A 16853-nucleotide genomic window follows, 5' to 3' on the forward strand; every position below is an offset into this window, starting at 1 on the left:
CGCCCCGGACCCTCCTCGGTGATCCGCCGGCGCCTTCGCGGCCGAAACCGCTTACCCGCTGTCGCCGCCGGGGTCGAGACGGGCCCAGATGTCGGCGAGCCGCCGGAGGTCGTCGTCGTTCAGCCGGTCGAAGAAGAGCTCGCGCAGGTCGCTGTGGTGCCGGCGCCACGCCTTGCGCAGCAACGCCCGCCCTTCCCTGGTCAAGACCGCCTCGAAACTGCGGCCGTCGACGGCCGACCGACGCCGTTCGATGAGCCCGCGCCGTTCCAGGCGGTCCGCGAGGCGGGTGAAGCCGCCGGTGGACATCACGCGACGCTCGGCGAGGTCCGACATCCGCATGCCCTTCGGCCCGGCCTCGGCAAGGAGAGCCAGGACGCTGTACTCGGCCATGCTCACGTTCAGCGCGGCGAGCCCCGCCTCCAGCGAACGCCAGATCCTGTCGTGGGTGAACAGGAACCCCCGCCACGCCGCGTCCTCGATGTCCCGCAGTTCCTCGGTCGCCATGACGGCACTATATCCCGCCCGCCCGGGAATATCTGTCTGCGCAGACAACTTTATGAGGTTGGACGCGCCTGCCTGGCGCCGAGGACGAGAAGGGATGGGCACGATGGCGTTCGAGATTGGCATCATGACCTTCGGCGAGGTGACGGAGGACCCCACGACCGGGCGACTGCCGTCGCCGCGGCAGCGCGTGCGCGAGACGATCGAGCAGGCGAAGGTCGCCGACGAGGCGGGCCTGGACGTGTTCGGCGTCGGTGAACACCACCGTTCCGATTTCGTCGGTTCGGCGCCGGCGATCCTGCTGGCCGCCGCGGCGGAGGCGACCAAGCGCATCCGCCTGACGAGTTCGGTCACCGTACTCGGCTCCGAGGATCCGGTGCGCGTCTGGGAGCAGTTCGCCACGATCGACCTGCTCTCGGGCGGCCGGGCCGAGATCATCGCGGGCCGCGGCTCGTACACGGAGTCCTTCCCGTTGTTCGGGTACGACCTGCGGGACTACGCCGACCTCTTCCGGGAGAAGCTCGACCTGCTGCTCAAGATCCGCGAACACAACCCGCTCACGTGGTCCGGGCGCTTCCGCGCTCCGTTGGTCGACGCCGACATCGCACCGCGCGGCGACGGCGGCACCATCCCGATCTGGGTGGGGGTCGGCGGATCGGTGGCGTCCGCGATCAGCACCGGGCGCCTCGGTCTGCCGATGGCGATGGCCCTCCTGCTGGGGCCGTTGACGTTCCACCAGCAGACGATCGAGTTGTACCGCGGATCCGCGCAGGAGGCGGGGCACGACGCGGACGCCCTGCCGGTCAGCATCAACACGCACGGGTATGTGGGCCGGACCAGCCGGCAGGCGAGGGACGTGATGTATCCGTACTTCGCGAAGGGCATGGCGGAGAACAACCACCAGCGGGGCCGGGGTGTCCGTCTGTCGCGTCCGGTCTTCGACGCACAGGCGTCGCCGGCGGCCGGGCTCCTGGTGGGCAGCTCGCAGGAGATCATCGACAAGCTGCTCGCCTACCACGAGCTGTACGGCATCAACCGGGCCATCATCCAGATGGGTTTCGGCGGGATGCCGCAGAAGGAGCACCTGGAGGCGATCGAACGGCTCGGCGCCGAGGTGGCGCCGGTCGTTCGGCGCGAGGTCGCCGCACGCCGGAAGGAGGCGGCATGACCAGCTCTGCGACGGTCGTCGAGGCCGAGCGTGGAACATCGGGGACCGGTGCCGCGCTGCGCGTGGTCGTGGTCAACGGCAGCCCCAGCCGGCAGTCCAAGACCATGGGACTGGTGGACGTCGTCCTCGCGACGTTGCGGACGATGCTCCCGGTCGAAGCTTCCCAGGTCGACGTGTACCGCTTGGGCCCGGGCTTCACCGGAGCCGCCGAACGCGACGAGGTGACGCCGGAGGTCGAGGACGTGCTCCGGCTGGTCGAGAACGCCGACCTGCTGATCGCCGCGACTCCGGTGTACCGGGGTTCGTATCCCGGCATGTTCAAGCACTTTTTCGATCTCGTCGACCAGTACGCGCTGGCCAACAAGCTCGTGCTGCTCGCCGCGACGGGCGGTGGGGACCACCACGCACTGGCGCTGGAACACGCCCTGCGACCGCTCTTCGCCTTCTTCCAGGCGTTGACCGTGCCGGTGGCGATCTTCGCCTCCGCGGGGGACTTCGACGGCGTGACCCTGCTCAACCCGGGTGTCCACGGGCGCATCGAGATGGCTCTCGCCGACGTGGTGGACCTGCTCAAGGCACGCGCGACCGGCGCGCGCACAGCGGACGCCTGAACAGCGGGGCCGCCTTCCCCGGGGGAGGCGGCCCCGCTGCGGACGGCCCCTCAGCCGGCCATCAGGCGCGCGCGGATGGGCTGGGACCGGGCGACGTCGGCGATGGTGAGGGCCATGGCCAGGCCCGCGTCGTGGACGAACCGGTCACCTTCAGGGCCCCCGGCGGCAACGGCGAAGGCGGCGGTGTGGTTGCCGTCTTCAGGCGGGAGGTCGAAGGAGAGCATCGGGTGGATCGCGGGGATGCGCAGCGAGACGTTGCCCATGTCGGTCGAGCCGAACATCTTGTCCGGGTAGTCGGGGAACGTCCGGCCGATGGCTTTCGCGTTCTCCTCGAACACCGAAGCGAGGTCGGGGTCGTGACGGAACTCCCGGTAGATGGAGGGCAGCGAGGTGTACTCCACGCTGGTGCCGCTCGCGATGGCGCCGGCGTCGAAGCAGCGGCGGACCCGTTCCCACACCTGGTCGACCTCGTCGATGGTGTCGCACCGGATCATGCAGTCGACGACGGCCCGGTCGGCGATGACGTTGACGGCCGCCCCGGCTTCCTTCACGACGTGGTGCACCCTGATGCCGTCGCGCAACTGCTGCCGCAGCAGGCCGATAGCGGTCTGGGCGACGACAGTCGCGTCAGCGGCGTTGCGGGCACTCCAGGGCCGCGACGCGTGCCCGCCCCGCCCCGTGTACGTCACCTGCCAGGACCGCGATGCGCGCAACTGCGGGATGACGACATCTTTGAGTGTCGGGTGGACCATCATGGCCGCGTGGGTGTCGTCGAACACGCCGCGGTTGACCATGATCTCCTTGCCGGTCCCCTTCTCCTCGGCCGGAGTGCCGAAGACCCGGACCGTCAGCCCGAGCTCGTCGGCGACGGGGGCCAGGGCCAGGGCGGCGCCCACAGCCGCCGCGGCGATCGCGTTGTGGCCGCAGCCGTGGCCGATGCCGGGCAGCGCGTCCATTTCCGCGCAGAGACCGACGGCGAGGTCACCGGATCCCGCGGACGCCACGAACGCCGTCGGCAGGCCGGCCACGCCCTTCTCCACCGCGAACCGCCCACCGTCCTCGAGGGCCGCTATGAGCGCCGCCGACGTTTCGTGCTCTTCGAAGGCCAGCTCGGGGTTGGCGTTGATCCGGTGCGACAGTTCCAGGACCGAGTCCAGGTTCTGCTCGAACGTGCGCTCGATGCGTTCCTTGATGCCGGTCATCGCGATGAGTCCTTTCCGCTGAGTACGTGTTCGGCGATCTGGGCGTGCGTGGCGAACCAGACGCCCTCGTGCGAGGCGATGTGCTCGAGCAGCTCGGTGAGGATCGTGATGCGCGAACGGTGGCCGATGCAGTGGGGGTGCAGGGTGAGCTGGAAGATCCCGTTCTCGGCGTAGGCGACGTCGAACTCGTCGCGCCAGATCGACAACACCCCGCGTGGCGGTGTGTAGGGCCGCAGCGAAGTGAACCGGTCCATCATGAAGTACGGCATGTCGTCGCGGATCCACTCCACCGGCAGCTCGACGATGCCGGTGGGTTCGCCGTCGGTCAGGATTTCATAGCAGTCGTCGTCGGCCATCAGCGACGAGTCGTACGTCAGGCCCAGCTCGCGGACGATCCGCAGCGAGTCGGCGGACAGGTCCCACGACGGGGTGCGGATGCCGACCGGGCGCGTGCCGACGAGCCTTTCGAGCGTGTCCGCGGCCCGGAACGCCAGGTCGCGTTCCGCCTCGGGTGGTAGCTGGGTGTTGCGTTCGTGGATCCAGCCGTGCAACGCCACCTCGTGTCCTTCGTCCACGTAGGACTTCGCCTCACCGTCGTGCAGCAGCGCGGACACCGCGGGCATGAAGAACGTCGACGGCGCCTCGAAGCGCCGTAGCAGATTCAGGATTCGCGGCACGCCGACCCGAGCGCCGTACTCACCCTGCGACAACTTGCCCGGCAGCACTTCGCCGTCACGCAGCGCGGGCGTTTCGTGGTCGGAATCGAACGACAACGCCACAGCGACTTTCGCTCCACCGGGCCAGGACTCCGGGCGCAGCGGACGCCCGGCGCGCACCCGCTCGACGTGCCCGCGCCAGGTCGGCTCATCCCACTGCCACGGCTGCTGCTGCTCGGTCATGCTTCCTCCAGGACGTTGTTCTTCTCCGAAGTTCGCCGCACGCGTCCGTCCGCATCGACCACGATGGACGGATCCAGCTCTCGTGACGCCTCCTCCAGCCGCGCGAGGATCGAGGCCGCCACCTCGGGCCTGGCCATGATCGGCTGGCTGTCGGCGTCGAGTTCGATGGGATCCAGGCGAAGCGCAGGCCCGTCCGCGCCACCCAGCCGCACGCGGAACACGGCGCTCTCGTACCAGGGCCCTGTCAGCAAGGCCGCCCGGTAGGGAGCGGCCGGACGCCCGCCCTCCCGCGCGACCATCGACTCCGGGTGCCACCCGTCGCACCAGTCGAAGACGAAGTTCCCGGTGGAATACAGGATCAGCCCGTGTTCGTAGAACTCGACGGGGTGCACGCAGTGCGGGTGGTGCCCGATGACGAGGTCCGCGCCGGCGCTGATCAGGCGCCGCCCCAGCGGTTGCTGATACCGGGCGAGCGGCCCCTGCGTCGCAGGCACGTAGCAGAACGGAACGCCCCAGTGCAGCGCCACGACGACAAAATCGTTGTGCGCCTTGGCCTCGCGGATCCGTGCCTCGGCCGCTCGCACGTCCGGCTCGTGCGCGCTCGAATGCACGAACGGAGGCGTACCCGGGGTCTCGTCCAGGAAGGTGCTGTCGAACTCGAAGCTCTGGCGCACGCGGATCGGCGCGATGCCGGCCCGGTCGGCCGTCGCGTTGAAACCCAGCGGAAGTGCGGAGCAGAAGCTGAAGAACGCCAAGGTCTTCGCGCCCACCGACACCACCCGGGGGCGAGTCGCCTCGGCGAGCGTTTCACCGAACCCGGCGTGCTGGACTCCCGCGGCGTCCAGCGCCCGAACCGTGTCGCGCATGCCCTCCGCGCCGTAGTCCAGCGCGTGGTTCATGGCCAGGGACACCAGGTCGAAGCCGAATGCCGCGAGTTCGGCCGCGCCCGAGGCCGGCGCGCGCATCGCGACCAGTTTCTCGGCGCGCTCCCCGGATTCGGTGAGCGGAACCTCCAGATTCCCGATCGTCAGATCACCGCCGCGGAGGAGCCCGAACGCCGAGTCCCCAGGGCGGGCGGCCTCCGCGACCGGGCGCCGGGGCCATCCCGAGACGACCACGTCTCCCACGATCGTCAGATCCATGTTGCTCCGTTCCGTATTGTGGTACGCCGTGCCGCATCGTAACCCGAGCACGGAGGCCGGTAAAGCGTGCCGACAGGAGAAATGGCGGTGCGCAGCTTGGTACGCTCACGTCCTCATGCGCACACCAGAAAGCGACGGCGACATCCCCGGACAGGACAAGCCGAGCAGCAGCGTCCGGTCGATGAACAGCGTGCTCAACACCCTGCGCGTCTTCGAAGAGGTCGCCCTGCGGCAGCCGATCGGCGTCTCGGACCTGGCCCGCGCGACCGAGATCCCGAAGAGTTCCGTTCAGCGATGCCTGGTGACGCTCCAGCAGGCCGGATGGCTGAAGGTCGTGGACCCCGAGCGCGCGCGCTGGGGTGTGACGATGAAGGCGCTGACCCTCGGGCTGCGCAGCGCCGGCGAACAAGACCTCCGGGAAGTGGCGGGGCCGGTCATCAAGCGCCTCGCGGCCGACACCGACGAGACGGTTCTCCTCGGCGTGCGCGACGGCGAGGACTACGTCATCGTCGCGCGGGAAGACACCACGCAGGTCGTCCGCGTGGTCCAGGAGGTCGGCGCGCGGGTGCCGCTGCGCGCCACCTCAGCCGGGGTGGCGATCATGGCACGCCTCAACCAGACCGAGGTGGACGACCTGCTGCAGCGCGACCTCAGGGAGTTCGCACAGTCGCCGGTGCCGGACGCCGGCGAGCTCAGGCAGGAAATCGCGCTGACCACGGAGCGCGGGTACGCGCTCAACGGCTCGTCCTCGTGGTACCGCCCGCAGGTGGCGTCCATCGGCGCGGCCATCACGGACGCGGCCGGGCAGCCCGTCGGCGGACTCACACTCTCCGTGCCTGCGATGCGCTTCGACCGCGCGCGTGAGACAGCCTGGGCGCCGATGGTGATCGCGGCAGCGGACGAGATCAGCCGGCTGCTGTCGTCCGCCTGACCGCGCCGCCACCCGGCGCCGTCGTCGCGAGTCGACACTGCATTGCCTCCCTCGTACCACATGGTGAACCGGCGTGCCGAGTAGTAGCATGCACGGTGAGCGCAGCACCATGTCCAGGTCAACCGACCGCGAAGGAGGACCCGGATGCCGGCGATTCTTCCCCCGGGCGCATCAGTCGAGTGCTCGCTTCTTCGCACCGTCGGGCATCGTCATGATCGTGACCATGCCAACGGCCACCGAGGCGACGACGTAGATCCAGATCTTGTCCTGCTGCCCGATGCTGGCCAGCCAGGTGGTGAAGTAGGGCGCGGTACCGCCGAACACGGCGACGGTCGTCGCGTAGGGGATCCCGGTGCCGGTCGTGCGCACCGAGGTCGGGAACAGTTCGGCGTAGATGGCGGCCACGTTCGCCGAGTTGCCCACGAGGAAGACCACGCCGATGAGTTCGACCAGCAGCAGCGTCCAGAAGCCGCCGCCCTCGAGCAAGCGATAGGCGGGCCAGGCGAACAGCGCGAACCCGACCAGGAAGAACATGAACGTGGAACGCCTGCCGAAGCGGTCCGACACCAGTCCGCCGAGCGGGAGCAGCAGCATGAACGCGACGACCGCGAGCGAGTTCGCGAGCAGCGCCTGATCCAGGCTGAGGCCGGTCGTCGTGCTGGCGTAGCCGGGCATGTTGGTGATCCACAGGTAGTAGAGGATCGTCCCGGGAACCGTGATCCCGACGACGCGGAGCAGGCCCAGTTTGTGTTCGGCGAACAGGGTCTTCACCGGCCGGTGCGGCTTGCCGGACAGTTCCGCGTTGTCGAAGTGCTCGGTCTCCCGCGTACGGGCCCGCAACCACAGGACGGTCAGCCCGAGCGCGGCGACGACCGCGAAGGCGATCCGCCATCCGAACGCGTGCATCTGCTGGTCGTTCAGAACCGAGGTCACGACGAGCGCGAGCAGCGAGGCGAGCAGAACGCCGGCCGCTGTCGACACCTGCTGGAAGGACCCCGCGAACGCGCGCCTCCGCGGCGGCGCGCTCTCCACTATGTACGACACGGAGCTGGGCCACTCCCCACCGGCGGAGAAGCCCTGCACCAGCCTGGCCACCAGCAGCACCACGGGCGCGAGCACCCCGATGTGCGCGTAGGTCGGACACACCGCGATGACGAAACCACCGGCCGACATCAAGGTCACGGTCAGCGCCAAGGCCTTCTTGCGACCGTGCCGGTCGGCGTAGGCGCCCAGGACGACGGCGCCGAGCGGGCGCACGAAGAATCCGACGGCGAAGATCGCCAGGGTGGACAGGAACGCGGCGACCGCATCGCCTTCCGGGAAGAACTGATCCGCGAAGACCGGGGCCAGGGAAGCGTAGATTCCCCAGTCCAGGAACTCGATCGCGTTCCCGAGCGTCCCGGCGAAGATCGCCTTCTTGTGTTCGCGAGTGGTCCTGGTCGGGTGCACGTCGCCGCCGGCCCTGTCGACCGCGACGGTGTTCTCTTCTGCTGACACGGCTGTTCCTTCGGATCGAAGTGAAGAAGCGGGAACCGAGAACCTTCGGCGAGGCCGGCCGGTGAGGTGTAGCGGCGGCCACCGTCGCCTAGATTGGATTATCGTATTACGGTAATCTCCTCTGTCAAGATCTGGCGCTACGGCCGGATGCGAGTTGCGAGGGAGTGAGTTCAGCTGTGCCCAGCACAGAGTTCACCAACCCGGAGATGAGCCCGCTGCGGCTGCGCGACGTCACGGTCGCCAACCGCGTGTGGATGTCCCCCATGGCCCAGTACTCCGCGGGACCGGACGGGAAGCCGACCGACTGGCACCTCGTGCACTACGGTGCGCGTGCGGTCGGCGGGGTGGGGTTGATCATGGTCGAGTCCGCCGCGGTCGGACCGCTGCACCGGACCACCTCGGCAGACCTCGGGATCTGGAACGAGGACCAGGCCGCCGCGCACCGCCGCCTGACATCGTTCCTGACCGAGCGCGGCACGGTCCCCGCGATCCAGCTTCTGGCCGCGGGCCGGAAGGGGTCACACCAGGTGCCCTGGGTGGGCGAGGGACAAAACGGTCCGGTGAGCGTGGCCGAGGGCGGCTGGGAGCTGATCGCGCCGTCGCCGGTCCCGTTCGGCGACCTCTCCGTCCCCCGGGAAGCCGGCCACGCCGACCTCGACGAGGTCGTCGAGGCCTTCGCCAACGCGGCGCGGATGGCTCACCTGGCGGGGTACGAGGTCGTCGAGATCCACGCCGCGCACGGGTACATCCTGCACCAGTTCCTGTCCCCGTTGTCCAACCACCGGACGGACGAGTACGGCGGCAGCCTGCAGAACCGGATGCGCCTGCCGCTGCGGGTGGCCCGCGCCGTCCGCGAAGCGTTCCCGGACGAGAAGCCCGTCTTCGTGCGCATCACCGCCACGGACTGGGCCGAGGGCGGCATCTCCATTGACGAGGCGGCCACGTTCGCCAAGGAACTGGCGGCCGTGGGGATCGACCTCCTCGACGTCACCTCCGGTGTGCTGGTGCGGGACCGGGAGGCGCGGCCACCGGCCCAGGACGGCGTCAACGTCGAGTTCGCGAACACGCTCAAGAAGGCCTCGGGGATCGCCGTCGCCCCGGTCGGCCAGATCGGCGACCTGTCACTGGCCGGCGAGGTCGTGGCCAGCGGCCTGGCCGACGCCGTGCTGATCGGGCGCGCTTTGCTGCGCGACCCGTACCTCGCCCTGCGCAACCGGCCCAGCGACAAGACGGCGTGGCCGAACCAGTACCACCGCGCGTTGTGAGGCCCAACCGGCAACCTGCGACACGAAAGGAATGACGATGCCGAACAGGACAGTCGCGAGCCGCGCGGTCCAGCGTCCGAACGACACGACGATCCGGTACACGATCAGCGGCCCGGCCGACGGGCCGACCCTCGCCTTCATCCACGGATGGGGGTGCAACCGTGGCGATTTCGACGCTGTGATCGGCTTCCTCCCCGAGCACTACCGCGTCCTCGCGATCGACCTCGCCGAACACGGCGAGTCCCGGTCCACGCGCGACATCTGGACGATGGAGGAGTTCGCCCGCGACGTCGCGGCCGTGCTGGAAGCCGAGGCGGTGGGCACCTGCGCCGTGGTCGGGCACTCCCTCGGCGGGGCGGTGGCCGTGGAAACCGGCCGGATCCTGCCCGACGTGGTCTCGCACGTGGTCGCGCTCGACGCCCTGCACTACCTTTCCTTGTTCCCCGCGCAGGACGAGCAGCAGGCCCGCGCCGTGCTGCAGCCGTTCCGAGAGGATTTCGCCGCGGCGACGCGGCGCATGATCGAGGGAGGATCGCCAGAAGGCACCGACCCGGCACTGAACGACGCCTACTTCACGAAGATGGTGGCCGTGCGGCAGCCCGCGGGCCTGCGCGCGCTGGAAGGCCTGGTGCGCTGGGACATGGACGCCGCGCTGCGCGAGGTCACACAGCCCGTCACGCTGTTCGCGGTGCGTTCGATCCTCAGCCAGGAAGCCGTCGACCGCTACGGCGATCGCATCCACATCGTGCCCGTGGACCTGGGGACTCACCACTTCCACGTCGAGTCGCCCGAAGGCACGGCCAAGCTGCTTGTCGACGCGTTGTCCGAATAGGATGGTGGACCACGTCGTGGTCGCCGGCCCCTGGCCGCCCCGGCCCAGCGCGCACCGGGCGGGCCGGGGCCGGCTCAGCCGGCGTCGGTGTCCTGGTCCTCGCGCTGACGGGCGGCAAGCTCGCGGAGCGCGGTCGCCGCGGCGTTGCGGACGTGGCGCTCACACGCTTCCCGAGCGGCATCGGCGTCACCGCGTACGGCCGCGGCGTCGTGGATCGCTTCCAGTTCGCGGACCGTCTCCGGCGCACGCCCGTCGGCCTGCAGGGACAGCCCGCGCAACATCTGCACGCGGGCGTGGATCCCCCGCAGGGTCGATTCGATCACCGGGTTCACCGCCCCGGCGATGAGAACGTCGTAGAACTCGTCCTTCATCGCCAGCCGCTCGGCCAGGTCAGCCTTGCGGTAGGTGCGGGCGAACCGCCGGACCACCTTGCCCAGCTGCTCGCGCTGCTCGGCGGTGGCCCGCTCGGCGAACAACGCCCCAGCCAGGCCCTCCAGCGCGCCTCGCACCTCGAACAGCGCCTTGGCGTCGAAGGCGGTCAACTCTGTGACGACCGGACCGCGGTTGGGCACCGTGGTCACCAGTCCTTCGGACTCCAACTGCCGCAAGACCTCGCGGATCACCGTCCGGGAGACCTCGTACCGCGCACACAACCGCGCCTCGACCAGCCGCTCCCCCGGTTCGAACTCTGCTGCCAGAATGTCCTGGCGGAGCACTTCGAGTACCTGGGCCCGCAGCGGCGCGGCGACGCGCTGCACCCGTTGCCCTGCCACGCGGCCGCCTCCTTCCACTGGCCGACCAGGATATCACAGTAATACCGGCATCGCGGGCGGCAAGCGGGGCGTGTGCTGTCAGCGGGTCAGGTCGACGCCGGTCACCTTCGCCAGGTAACGGGCGATCTCGGACTGGTCCGGGTTCTCTTCGCCGAGACCGGCCAGCGCGGCCTGGCAGAACCGGACACAGGCTCGCGACACCTCCGGCGACAGCCCCAGCGAGGTCGACAGGTCCAGGGCGGTGGTGATGTCCTTCACGGTCAACGGGAGCGAGAACCCGACCTGGAACCGCCCGTCCAGCACCTCCGGCCCGATCTTGACCTCGGTCGACTGGTTGCGGCCGGTGGAGGAGTTGATGACGTCGAGCATGGTCCGGGGGTCCAGACCGAACTTGGTTCCCACGGTGAGCACCTCGAGCGCCCCGACCAGGCCGATGGCCGACAGCAGGTTGTTGAGCGCCTTCAGCGCGTGCGCCGAGCCTGCGGGGCCGACGTGCGTGACCGACGTGCCCATCGCGCGCAGCAGCGGAAGCGCCCGCTCGTAGTCTTCGGCCCGTCCGCCGGCCATGATCGTCAGCTCGGCGGTCGCGGCCTTGCGCGGGCCACCGGAGACCGGCGCGTCGACCATCGCCACTTCGCGCTCGCGGAGCCGCGTGGCCAGCTCCTGAGTCACCCGCGGCACCGACGAGCCCATGTCGACGACGAGCGTGCCCGGACGCAAGCGTCCCGCGAAGCTCCCGGGGTCACCCGGATCACCGAGAACACGCTCGACGACCGCGCTGCTGGGCAGCATGAGGATCACGACGTCCGCGCCGGATCCGTCGGCGAGACCGGCCAATGCCGTCACACCGTCGTTGCGGGCGGCCGCCTGGACCGCATCGGGGTTGGCATCGAAGACCGATACCGGCACGGATCGGGCGAGATTGCGGACCATGGGCTGCCCCATGGTGCCCAGACCGACGAAGGTGACGGCGTCCGTCATGACCGCCCTGCTTTCCCGTCGCCCGCGTGGAAGGCCTCCACGGTCGGTTCCAGACCGTCCGCGCCCACGACCTCGCACCAGGCCTCGAAGCCGGCCTGGAAGGCCACGACCCCGGCCTCGGGCAGGCTGATCTCGATCGCCTCGAGGATCTCCCGCGCAGTGACCCCCAGGTCGAGCGCGACCTTGATGTGGCTCTGGATGTGCCCCTTCGCCGCGCGCATCACCGTGAGGCTGACGATGAAGATCAGTTCCTTCGTCTTGCGGTCCAGCGCCCGCTGGTCGAGGTATGCCGCGCCGACGAGTCCGTTGGCCGCCTGCAGCACGCCGAAGTCGTGTTTGGCCATCACCTTGTGGTAGTCGAGGACGTAGCCCCGCTCGCGGGCCATGTCGTCGATGTAGCGCTGCGGATCTTGAACAGCCGTCACGTTGGCTCCCTTCGTCGATCCACAACCGTAATACGATAATACTCGATTATCAAGTGTGGTTGACCGCCGGGCCGCCTTAAGACAACTGACCGGCTTCACCAAGCACGAGGGCCGCGAGCGGTGTCCGCTCGCGGCCCCCGGCGTCTGACGCCCACGACGACTCAGGCCGTGAGCAACTGCTCGATCCGCCGCGCGGTCGCCATCACCTCGGTGGCCGCGAGGCCGGTGTCGAGGCCGTCGATCGCGACCACGCCGACGCTGCGTTCCAGCGTGCCGGCCCGGATGCCGGCGGCGAGGCCGACCGCGCCGCGCTCCAGCTGGCCGCGCGTCAGGCTGTAGCCGTCCTGGCGGGCCTGACGCACCGCGTCCGGCTCACCGGGTTCTTCCGGCCGGGCGGCGAGGATCGCGAGGCCGGCCGCGCCCTGCGTGAGCGGGTGCCTGCTGCCGACCCGGTAGCCGACCGTCAGCACAGTGCCCTCGGGTTCGGCGACCATCGCCACCACGCACTCGCTGCCCTCCGCCGCGGACAGGAACGCCGTCGCCGACGTGCGGTTGGCCAGTTCCTTCAGCAGCGGCAGCGCGTCCTGGTTGAAGTGTGGCTCGAACTTCGCCGCCAGCGTCGCCAGCCCGGACGCCAGCCGCACCCGCCCGTCCCCCGTGCGGGACACCAGCCGATGACCTTCCAGCGTGGCGACGATGCGGTAGCAGATCGCCCGGTGCACGTCGAGTTCGCGCGCCAGGTCGGCGACCGAAATGCCCGACGGTGACTCCGCCACGACCTCCAACGCCCGCAGCCCGCGGTCGAGCGTCTGCAACGTGCTCATGCCGCCCCTCCGCTGTCGATCCCGGCCCGACTCTACCGGCGGACCTTGACGCCTCCCCGTGCCCCACTTACGCTACACCGCGGTTCGCTCACCGCAACAACATGTGCGTTATCAGTAAAACACGAGGTGAACAGCATGAGCACAGGGTCGTGCCCGGTCGATCACGCAGCGGCGGCGGCCGGCTGCCCGGTCTCGCCCCGGGCAAGCGCCTTCGACCCGTTCGGCCCCGAGTACCAGGCCGACCCGCCCGCCGCGGTGCGCTGGTCCCGCGACGAGGAGCCGGTGTTCTACAGCCCGCGCCTGGGCTACTGGGTCGTCACCCGCTACGACGACGTCAAGGCCGTCTTCCGCGACAACACGACGTTCTCGCCCTCGATCGCGCTGGAGAAGATCACCCCGGTCTCCGCCGAGGCCACCGCGACGCTGGCGAAGTACGGCTACGCGATGGACCGCACGCTGGTGAACGAGGACGAGCCGGAACACATGCCCCGCAGGCGGGTCCTGATGCACCCGTTCACCCCGGAGCAGCTCGTCCACCACGAGCCGATGGTCCGGCGACTGACGCGCGAGTACGTCGACCGATTCGTCGACGCGGGCAAGGCCGACCTCGTCGACGAGATGTTGTGGGAGGTCCCGCTCACCGTGGCGCTGCACTTCCTCGGCGTTCCCGAGGAGGACATGGCGACCCTGCGGGAGTACTCCATCGCGCACACCGTCAACACCTGGGGCAGGCCCTCACCCGAGGAGCAGGTCGCCGTCGCCGAGAACGTCGGCAAGTTCTGGCAGTACGCCGGAACCGTGCTGGACAAACTGCGCCAGGACCCGTCCGGGCACGGCTGGATCCCCTACAGCATCCGCGCGCAGCGGGAGCACCCCGACGTCATCACCGACTCCTACCTGCACTCGATCATGATGGCCGGCATCGTCGCCGCCCACGAGACCACGGCCAACGCCGCCGCCAACGCCATCAAGCTGCTGCTGGAGAACCGCTCGGTGTGGGAGGAGATCTGCGCCGACCCGGGCCTGATCCCGCACGCCGTGGAGGAATGCCTGCGGCACTCGGGTTCGGTCGCGGCGTGGCGCAGGCTGGTCACCCGGGACACCACGGTCGGCGGGGTCCCGATCCCGCGCGGCGCCAAGCTGCTCATCGTCAACTCCTCGGCCAACCGCGACGAACGGCACTTCGACCACCCCGACGAGGTCGACCTCCGCCGCGACAACGCCACCGACCACCTGACCTTCGGCTACGGCAGCCACCAGTGCCTCGGCAAGAACCTGGCCCGCATGGAACTGCAGATCTTCCTCGATGAACTCACCCGCAGGCTGCCGCACCTGGAACTCGTGCCGGACCAGGAGTTCACCTACGTCCCCAACACCTCCTTCCGCGGCCCGGAACACCTGTGGGTGCAGTGGGATCCCGCCGCCAACCCGGAACGGGCCGACCCGTCGATCGCCGAGCTGCGCCGCCCGGTGCGGATCGGGGAACCGTCCAAGCGCGGCGTGGCCCGGACGGTGACCGTCGTGTCGGTCGAGCGCGCGGCCGAGGACGTCGTCGAGGTGGCCCTGGCCGCCACCGACGGCAAACCCCTGCCAAGGTGGTCCCCGGGCGCGCACGTCGACCTGCAGCTCGGCGAGCTGTCCCGGCAGTACTCGCTGTGCGGCGACCCCGCCGAGGCCGGCACCTACCGCATCGCCGTGCTCAAGGACCCGGACAGCCGCGGCGGTTCCCGCTACGTGCACGAAAACCTCCGCCCCGGCACCACGCTGTCGCTGCGGGGACCGCGCAACCACTTCCGCCTCGACCCCACCGCCCGCCACTACGTGTTCGTCGCGGGCGGCATCGGGATCACCCCGATCATCGCGATGGCCGACCACGTCAAGGCCGCCGGCGGCAGCTACGAACTGCACTACTGCGGCCGCGACACCACCGCGATGGCCCTGCTCGACCGGTGCCGTCGTGACCACGGCGACCGCCTGCACGTCCACACCAGCGCGGACGGGACGCGCCTCGACGTCGCCGCGTTGCTCGCGAACCCGGCGGAAGGCACGCAGATCTACGCCTGCGGGCCGGAACGCCTGCTCGACGCGCTGGCCGAGGCGAGCGCGCACTGGCCGGACGACGCGCTGCACGTCGAGCACTTCACCACCACCCAGCAGGTGCTCGATCCCGCCGTGGAACACGGCTTCGACGTCGACCTCGCCGACTCCGGGCTCACGGTGCGCGTCGCCGCGGACCAGACCGTGCTCGCCGCACTGCGCGCCGCCGGCGTCGACGTGCCCAGCGACTGCGAGGAAGGCCTGTGCGGCACGTGCGAAGTGCCCGTCCTCGACGGCGAGGTCGACCACCGCGACGTGGTCCTCACCAAGGCCGAACGGGCCGCCGGCACCAGGATGATGACCTGCTGCTCGCGGGCCTGCGGCGACCGGATCACCCTCCGGCTCTGACAACTCCTTTGTGGACATTCGAAAGGAACTGACAATGACGTCAACGGTGCAGCAGGCTCAGCCCGCCACCAGCTTCCGGCGCGTGCTCGCGGGCGGGATGGCCGGCTCGGTGCTGGAGTGGTACGACTTCGCGATCTACGGCGTGCTCGCCGCGACCGTGCTGGGCCCGCTGTTCTTCCCCGGCGGCAGCGGGATCGTGCAGCTGCTCCTCGCGCTCGCCACCCAGGGGCTCGGGTTCGTCGCGCGGCCCCTCGGCGGCATCGTGTTCGGGCACCTCGGCGACAAGTTCGGCCGCAAACCCATGCTGGTGACCACGTTCCTGCTGCTCGGCACCTCGACCGCGGCGATCGGGCTGCTGCCGACCTACCACCAGATCGGCATCTGGGCGACGCTGCTGCTGGTCGTGCTGCGCATGACGCAGGGTTTCGCATTGGGCGGCGAGTTCGGGGCCGCGGTGCTCATGGTCAGCGAGTATGGCGAGCCGAGGCGCCGCGGGTTCTGGGCCTCGTGGCCACAGGCCGGCGCGCCGCTGGGCACGGTGCTGGCGACCGTCGTGGTCACCGTCCTCGGCGGCCTGTTCCCCGGTGACGCCTTCGACGCGTGGGGCTGGCGCGTGGCGTTCCTGGTCGCGGTGCCGCTGCTGGTGATCGGGTTCTGGATCCGGCGCAGCGTCGAGGAATCGCCGGTGTTCCAGGCCGCCCGGGCCGGTGCCGAGCGCAAGGCCGCGCACAGGTCGAGCGTGCTCGAAGCGCTGGCCCGGCCCCGCGCGGTCCTGCACGGTCTCGGGATGCGGCTCGGTGAGAACATCGCGTTCTACATCTACACCGTCTTCGTCATCGCCTACGCCACGACGTCGTTCGGGTACCAGCGCGGCGATGTGGTGCTGGCGGTGACGTTCGCATCGGTGTGCCAGTTCGCGGGCATGATCGGCGGCGGCGCGTGGTCCGACCGGGTCGGCCGCAAGATCGCGATGCTCGTGCCCGCCATCGCGCTGGTGGTCTGGGCGCCGGTGTTCTTCTGGATGGTCCAGACCGCGAGCGTGCCGATGCTGTGGCTCGGTGTCTGCGCCGGTGCGCTGTTCCACGGCATGCTCGCCGGTCCGGAGGCCGCGTGGATCACCGAGCTGTTCCCGACCCGCTACCGCTACGCCGGCTCGTCGCTGGTGTTCCAGGGCTCGTCGATCATCGCCGGGGCGCCGGCACCGCTGATCGCGGTGTGGCTGATCAACAGCGTCGGCGTCGGCGCGGTGATCGGCTACCTCGTGCTCACCATGGCGATCACCGTGCTCGCGGTGGCGACCAGCCGTGAAACGAAGGGCGTGGACCTCGACCGCGTCGGCTGAGTGTGCGCGGGTGCG

General features: G+C 69.8%; 16 protein-coding genes. 7 read left to right on the forward strand and 9 right to left on the reverse strand.

Annotated features, from left to right (window positions below; genetic code table 11):
* Nucleotides 1-51 precede the first annotated feature (51 nt).
* Nucleotides 52-504: a MarR family winged helix-turn-helix transcriptional regulator gene (locus L2C96_RS32430; RefSeq protein WP_237338911.1), complete on the reverse strand. Its 453-nt coding sequence runs from the start codon at nucleotides 502-504 to the stop codon at nucleotides 52-54.
* A gap of 103 nt (nucleotides 505-607) precedes the next feature.
* Here L2C96_RS32430 and L2C96_RS32435 point away from each other — a divergent pair, with 103 nt between their 5' ends.
* Nucleotides 608-1669 carry an LLM class flavin-dependent oxidoreductase gene (locus L2C96_RS32435; RefSeq protein WP_237338912.1) on the forward strand — a complete coding sequence of 354 codons (1062 nt, stop codon included), beginning with the start codon at nucleotides 608-610 and terminating at the stop codon, nucleotides 1667-1669.
* On the forward strand, nucleotides 1666-2280 hold the full coding sequence (locus L2C96_RS32440) for an NAD(P)H-dependent oxidoreductase (RefSeq protein WP_237338913.1): 615 nt from the start codon (nucleotides 1666-1668) through the stop codon (nucleotides 2278-2280). The genes L2C96_RS32435 and L2C96_RS32440 overlap by 4 nt, the downstream gene beginning before the upstream one ends.
* A 50-nt stretch (nucleotides 2281-2330) precedes the next feature.
* Here the strand turns inward: L2C96_RS32440 and L2C96_RS32445 are convergent, their stop codons facing one another.
* Genes L2C96_RS32445 through L2C96_RS32455 form a run of 3 tightly spaced genes read right to left on the reverse strand, consistent with a single transcriptional unit; the run spans nucleotide 2331 to nucleotide 5523 of the window.
* Nucleotides 2331-3482 (reverse strand): M20 family metallopeptidase, encoded by a 1152-nt coding sequence (locus L2C96_RS32445; protein ID WP_237338914.1) that lies wholly within the window; start codon nucleotides 3480-3482, stop codon nucleotides 2331-2333.
* Nucleotides 3479-4381, reverse strand: coding sequence for a polysaccharide deacetylase family protein (locus tag L2C96_RS32450; RefSeq protein ID WP_237338915.1), 903 nt, complete (start codon nucleotides 4379-4381; stop codon nucleotides 3479-3481). The genes L2C96_RS32445 and L2C96_RS32450 overlap by 4 nt, the downstream gene beginning before the upstream one ends.
* The gene (locus tag L2C96_RS32455) at nucleotides 4378-5523 is read right to left on the reverse strand and encodes a CapA family protein (RefSeq protein WP_237338916.1); all 1146 of its coding nucleotides are present in this window, start codon (nucleotides 5521-5523) and stop codon (nucleotides 4378-4380) included. Before L2C96_RS32455 ends, L2C96_RS32450 begins: the two co-directional genes overlap by 4 nt.
* Before the next feature lie 115 nt (nucleotides 5524-5638).
* On the opposite strand from L2C96_RS32455, the gene L2C96_RS32460 reads away from it, so the two are divergent.
* Nucleotides 5639-6454: an IclR family transcriptional regulator gene (locus tag L2C96_RS32460; protein ID WP_237338917.1), complete on the forward strand. Its 816-nt coding sequence runs from the start codon at nucleotides 5639-5641 to the stop codon at nucleotides 6452-6454.
* A 171-nt stretch (nucleotides 6455-6625) separates the two neighbouring features.
* Here L2C96_RS32460 and L2C96_RS32465 read toward each other — a convergent pair whose 3' ends face one another.
* Entirely contained in the window at nucleotides 6626-7951 is a 1326-nt protein-coding gene (locus L2C96_RS32465; RefSeq protein ID WP_237338918.1) for an MFS transporter, read from the reverse strand.
* Nucleotides 7952-8127: 176 nt separating this feature from the next.
* On the opposite strand from L2C96_RS32465, the gene L2C96_RS32470 reads away from it, so the two are divergent.
* On the forward strand, nucleotides 8128-9216 hold the full coding sequence (locus L2C96_RS32470) for an NADH:flavin oxidoreductase/NADH oxidase (RefSeq protein ID WP_237338919.1): 1089 nt from the start codon (nucleotides 8128-8130) through the stop codon (nucleotides 9214-9216).
* 37 nt (nucleotides 9217-9253) lie between these two features.
* Nucleotides 9254-10048: an alpha/beta fold hydrolase gene (locus tag L2C96_RS32475; RefSeq protein ID WP_237338920.1), complete on the forward strand. Its 795-nt coding sequence runs from the start codon at nucleotides 9254-9256 to the stop codon at nucleotides 10046-10048.
* Nucleotides 10049-10122: 74 nt separating this feature from the next.
* Here L2C96_RS32475 and L2C96_RS32480 read toward each other — a convergent pair whose 3' ends face one another.
* From L2C96_RS32480 to L2C96_RS32495, 4 genes are all read right to left on the reverse strand, one after another.
* A complete protein-coding gene (locus L2C96_RS32480; RefSeq protein WP_237338921.1) occupies nucleotides 10123-10821 on the reverse strand; it encodes a GntR family transcriptional regulator in 699 nt (232 codons plus the stop codon).
* Nucleotides 10822-10899: 78 nt separating this feature from the next.
* Nucleotides 10900-11802: an NAD(P)-dependent oxidoreductase gene (locus L2C96_RS32485; protein ID WP_237338922.1), complete on the reverse strand. Its 903-nt coding sequence runs from the start codon at nucleotides 11800-11802 to the stop codon at nucleotides 10900-10902.
* Nucleotides 11799-12227 (reverse strand): carboxymuconolactone decarboxylase family protein, encoded by a 429-nt coding sequence (locus L2C96_RS32490; protein ID WP_027929349.1) that lies wholly within the window; start codon nucleotides 12225-12227, stop codon nucleotides 11799-11801. The genes L2C96_RS32485 and L2C96_RS32490 overlap by 4 nt, the downstream gene beginning before the upstream one ends.
* A 161-nt stretch (nucleotides 12228-12388) precedes the next feature.
* Entirely contained in the window at nucleotides 12389-13051 is a 663-nt protein-coding gene (locus L2C96_RS32495) for an IclR family transcriptional regulator (protein WP_237338923.1), read from the reverse strand.
* Nucleotides 13052-13186: 135 nt separating this feature from the next.
* Between L2C96_RS32495 and L2C96_RS32500 the strand changes: the two genes are divergently transcribed.
* Nucleotides 13187-15496 carry a cytochrome P450/oxidoreductase gene (locus tag L2C96_RS32500; protein ID WP_237338924.1) on the forward strand — a complete coding sequence of 770 codons (2310 nt, stop codon included), beginning with the start codon at nucleotides 13187-13189 and terminating at the stop codon, nucleotides 15494-15496.
* Between the two features lie 34 nt (nucleotides 15497-15530).
* Nucleotides 15531-16838, forward strand: coding sequence for an MFS transporter (locus tag L2C96_RS32505; RefSeq protein ID WP_123686460.1), 1308 nt, complete (start codon nucleotides 15531-15533; stop codon nucleotides 16836-16838).
* Nucleotides 16839-16853: the final 15 nt, after the last annotated feature.

The organism is Amycolatopsis tucumanensis, assembly GCF_021654135.1.
GTDB classification, from domain to species: Bacteria; Actinomycetota; Actinomycetes; order Mycobacteriales; family Pseudonocardiaceae; genus Amycolatopsis_E; species Amycolatopsis_E tucumanensis.

Excerpts from the sequence above, each read along its gene's own strand:
- L2C96_RS32430 (WP_237338911.1), bottom strand. The coding sequence starts at position 504 with ATGGCGACCGAGGAACTGCGGGACATCGAGGACGCGGCGTGGCGGGGG.
- L2C96_RS32435 (WP_237338912.1), top strand. The coding sequence starts at position 608 with ATGGCGTTCGAGATTGGCATCATGACCTTCGGCGAGGTGACGGAGGAC.
- L2C96_RS32440 (WP_237338913.1), top strand. The coding sequence starts at position 1,666 with ATGACCAGCTCTGCGACGGTCGTCGAGGCCGAGCGTGGAACATCGGGG.
- L2C96_RS32445 (WP_237338914.1), bottom strand. The coding sequence starts at position 3,482 with ATGACCGGCATCAAGGAACGCATCGAGCGCACGTTCGAGCAGAACCTG.
- L2C96_RS32450 (WP_237338915.1), bottom strand. The coding sequence starts at position 4,381 with ATGACCGAGCAGCAGCAGCCGTGGCAGTGGGATGAGCCGACCTGGCGC.
- L2C96_RS32455 (WP_237338916.1), bottom strand. The coding sequence starts at position 5,523 with ATGGATCTGACGATCGTGGGAGACGTGGTCGTCTCGGGATGGCCCCGG.
- L2C96_RS32460 (WP_237338917.1), top strand. The coding sequence starts at position 5,639 with ATGCGCACACCAGAAAGCGACGGCGACATCCCCGGACAGGACAAGCCG.
- L2C96_RS32475 (WP_237338920.1), top strand. The coding sequence starts at position 9,254 with ATGCCGAACAGGACAGTCGCGAGCCGCGCGGTCCAGCGTCCGAACGAC.
- L2C96_RS32485 (WP_237338922.1), bottom strand. The coding sequence starts at position 11,802 with ATGACGGACGCCGTCACCTTCGTCGGTCTGGGCACCATGGGGCAGCCC.
- L2C96_RS32495 (WP_237338923.1), bottom strand. The coding sequence starts at position 13,051 with ATGAGCACGTTGCAGACGCTCGACCGCGGGCTGCGGGCGTTGGAGGTC.
- L2C96_RS32500 (WP_237338924.1), top strand. The coding sequence starts at position 13,187 with ATGAGCACAGGGTCGTGCCCGGTCGATCACGCAGCGGCGGCGGCCGGC.
- L2C96_RS32505 (WP_123686460.1), top strand. The coding sequence starts at position 15,531 with ATGACGTCAACGGTGCAGCAGGCTCAGCCCGCCACCAGCTTCCGGCGC.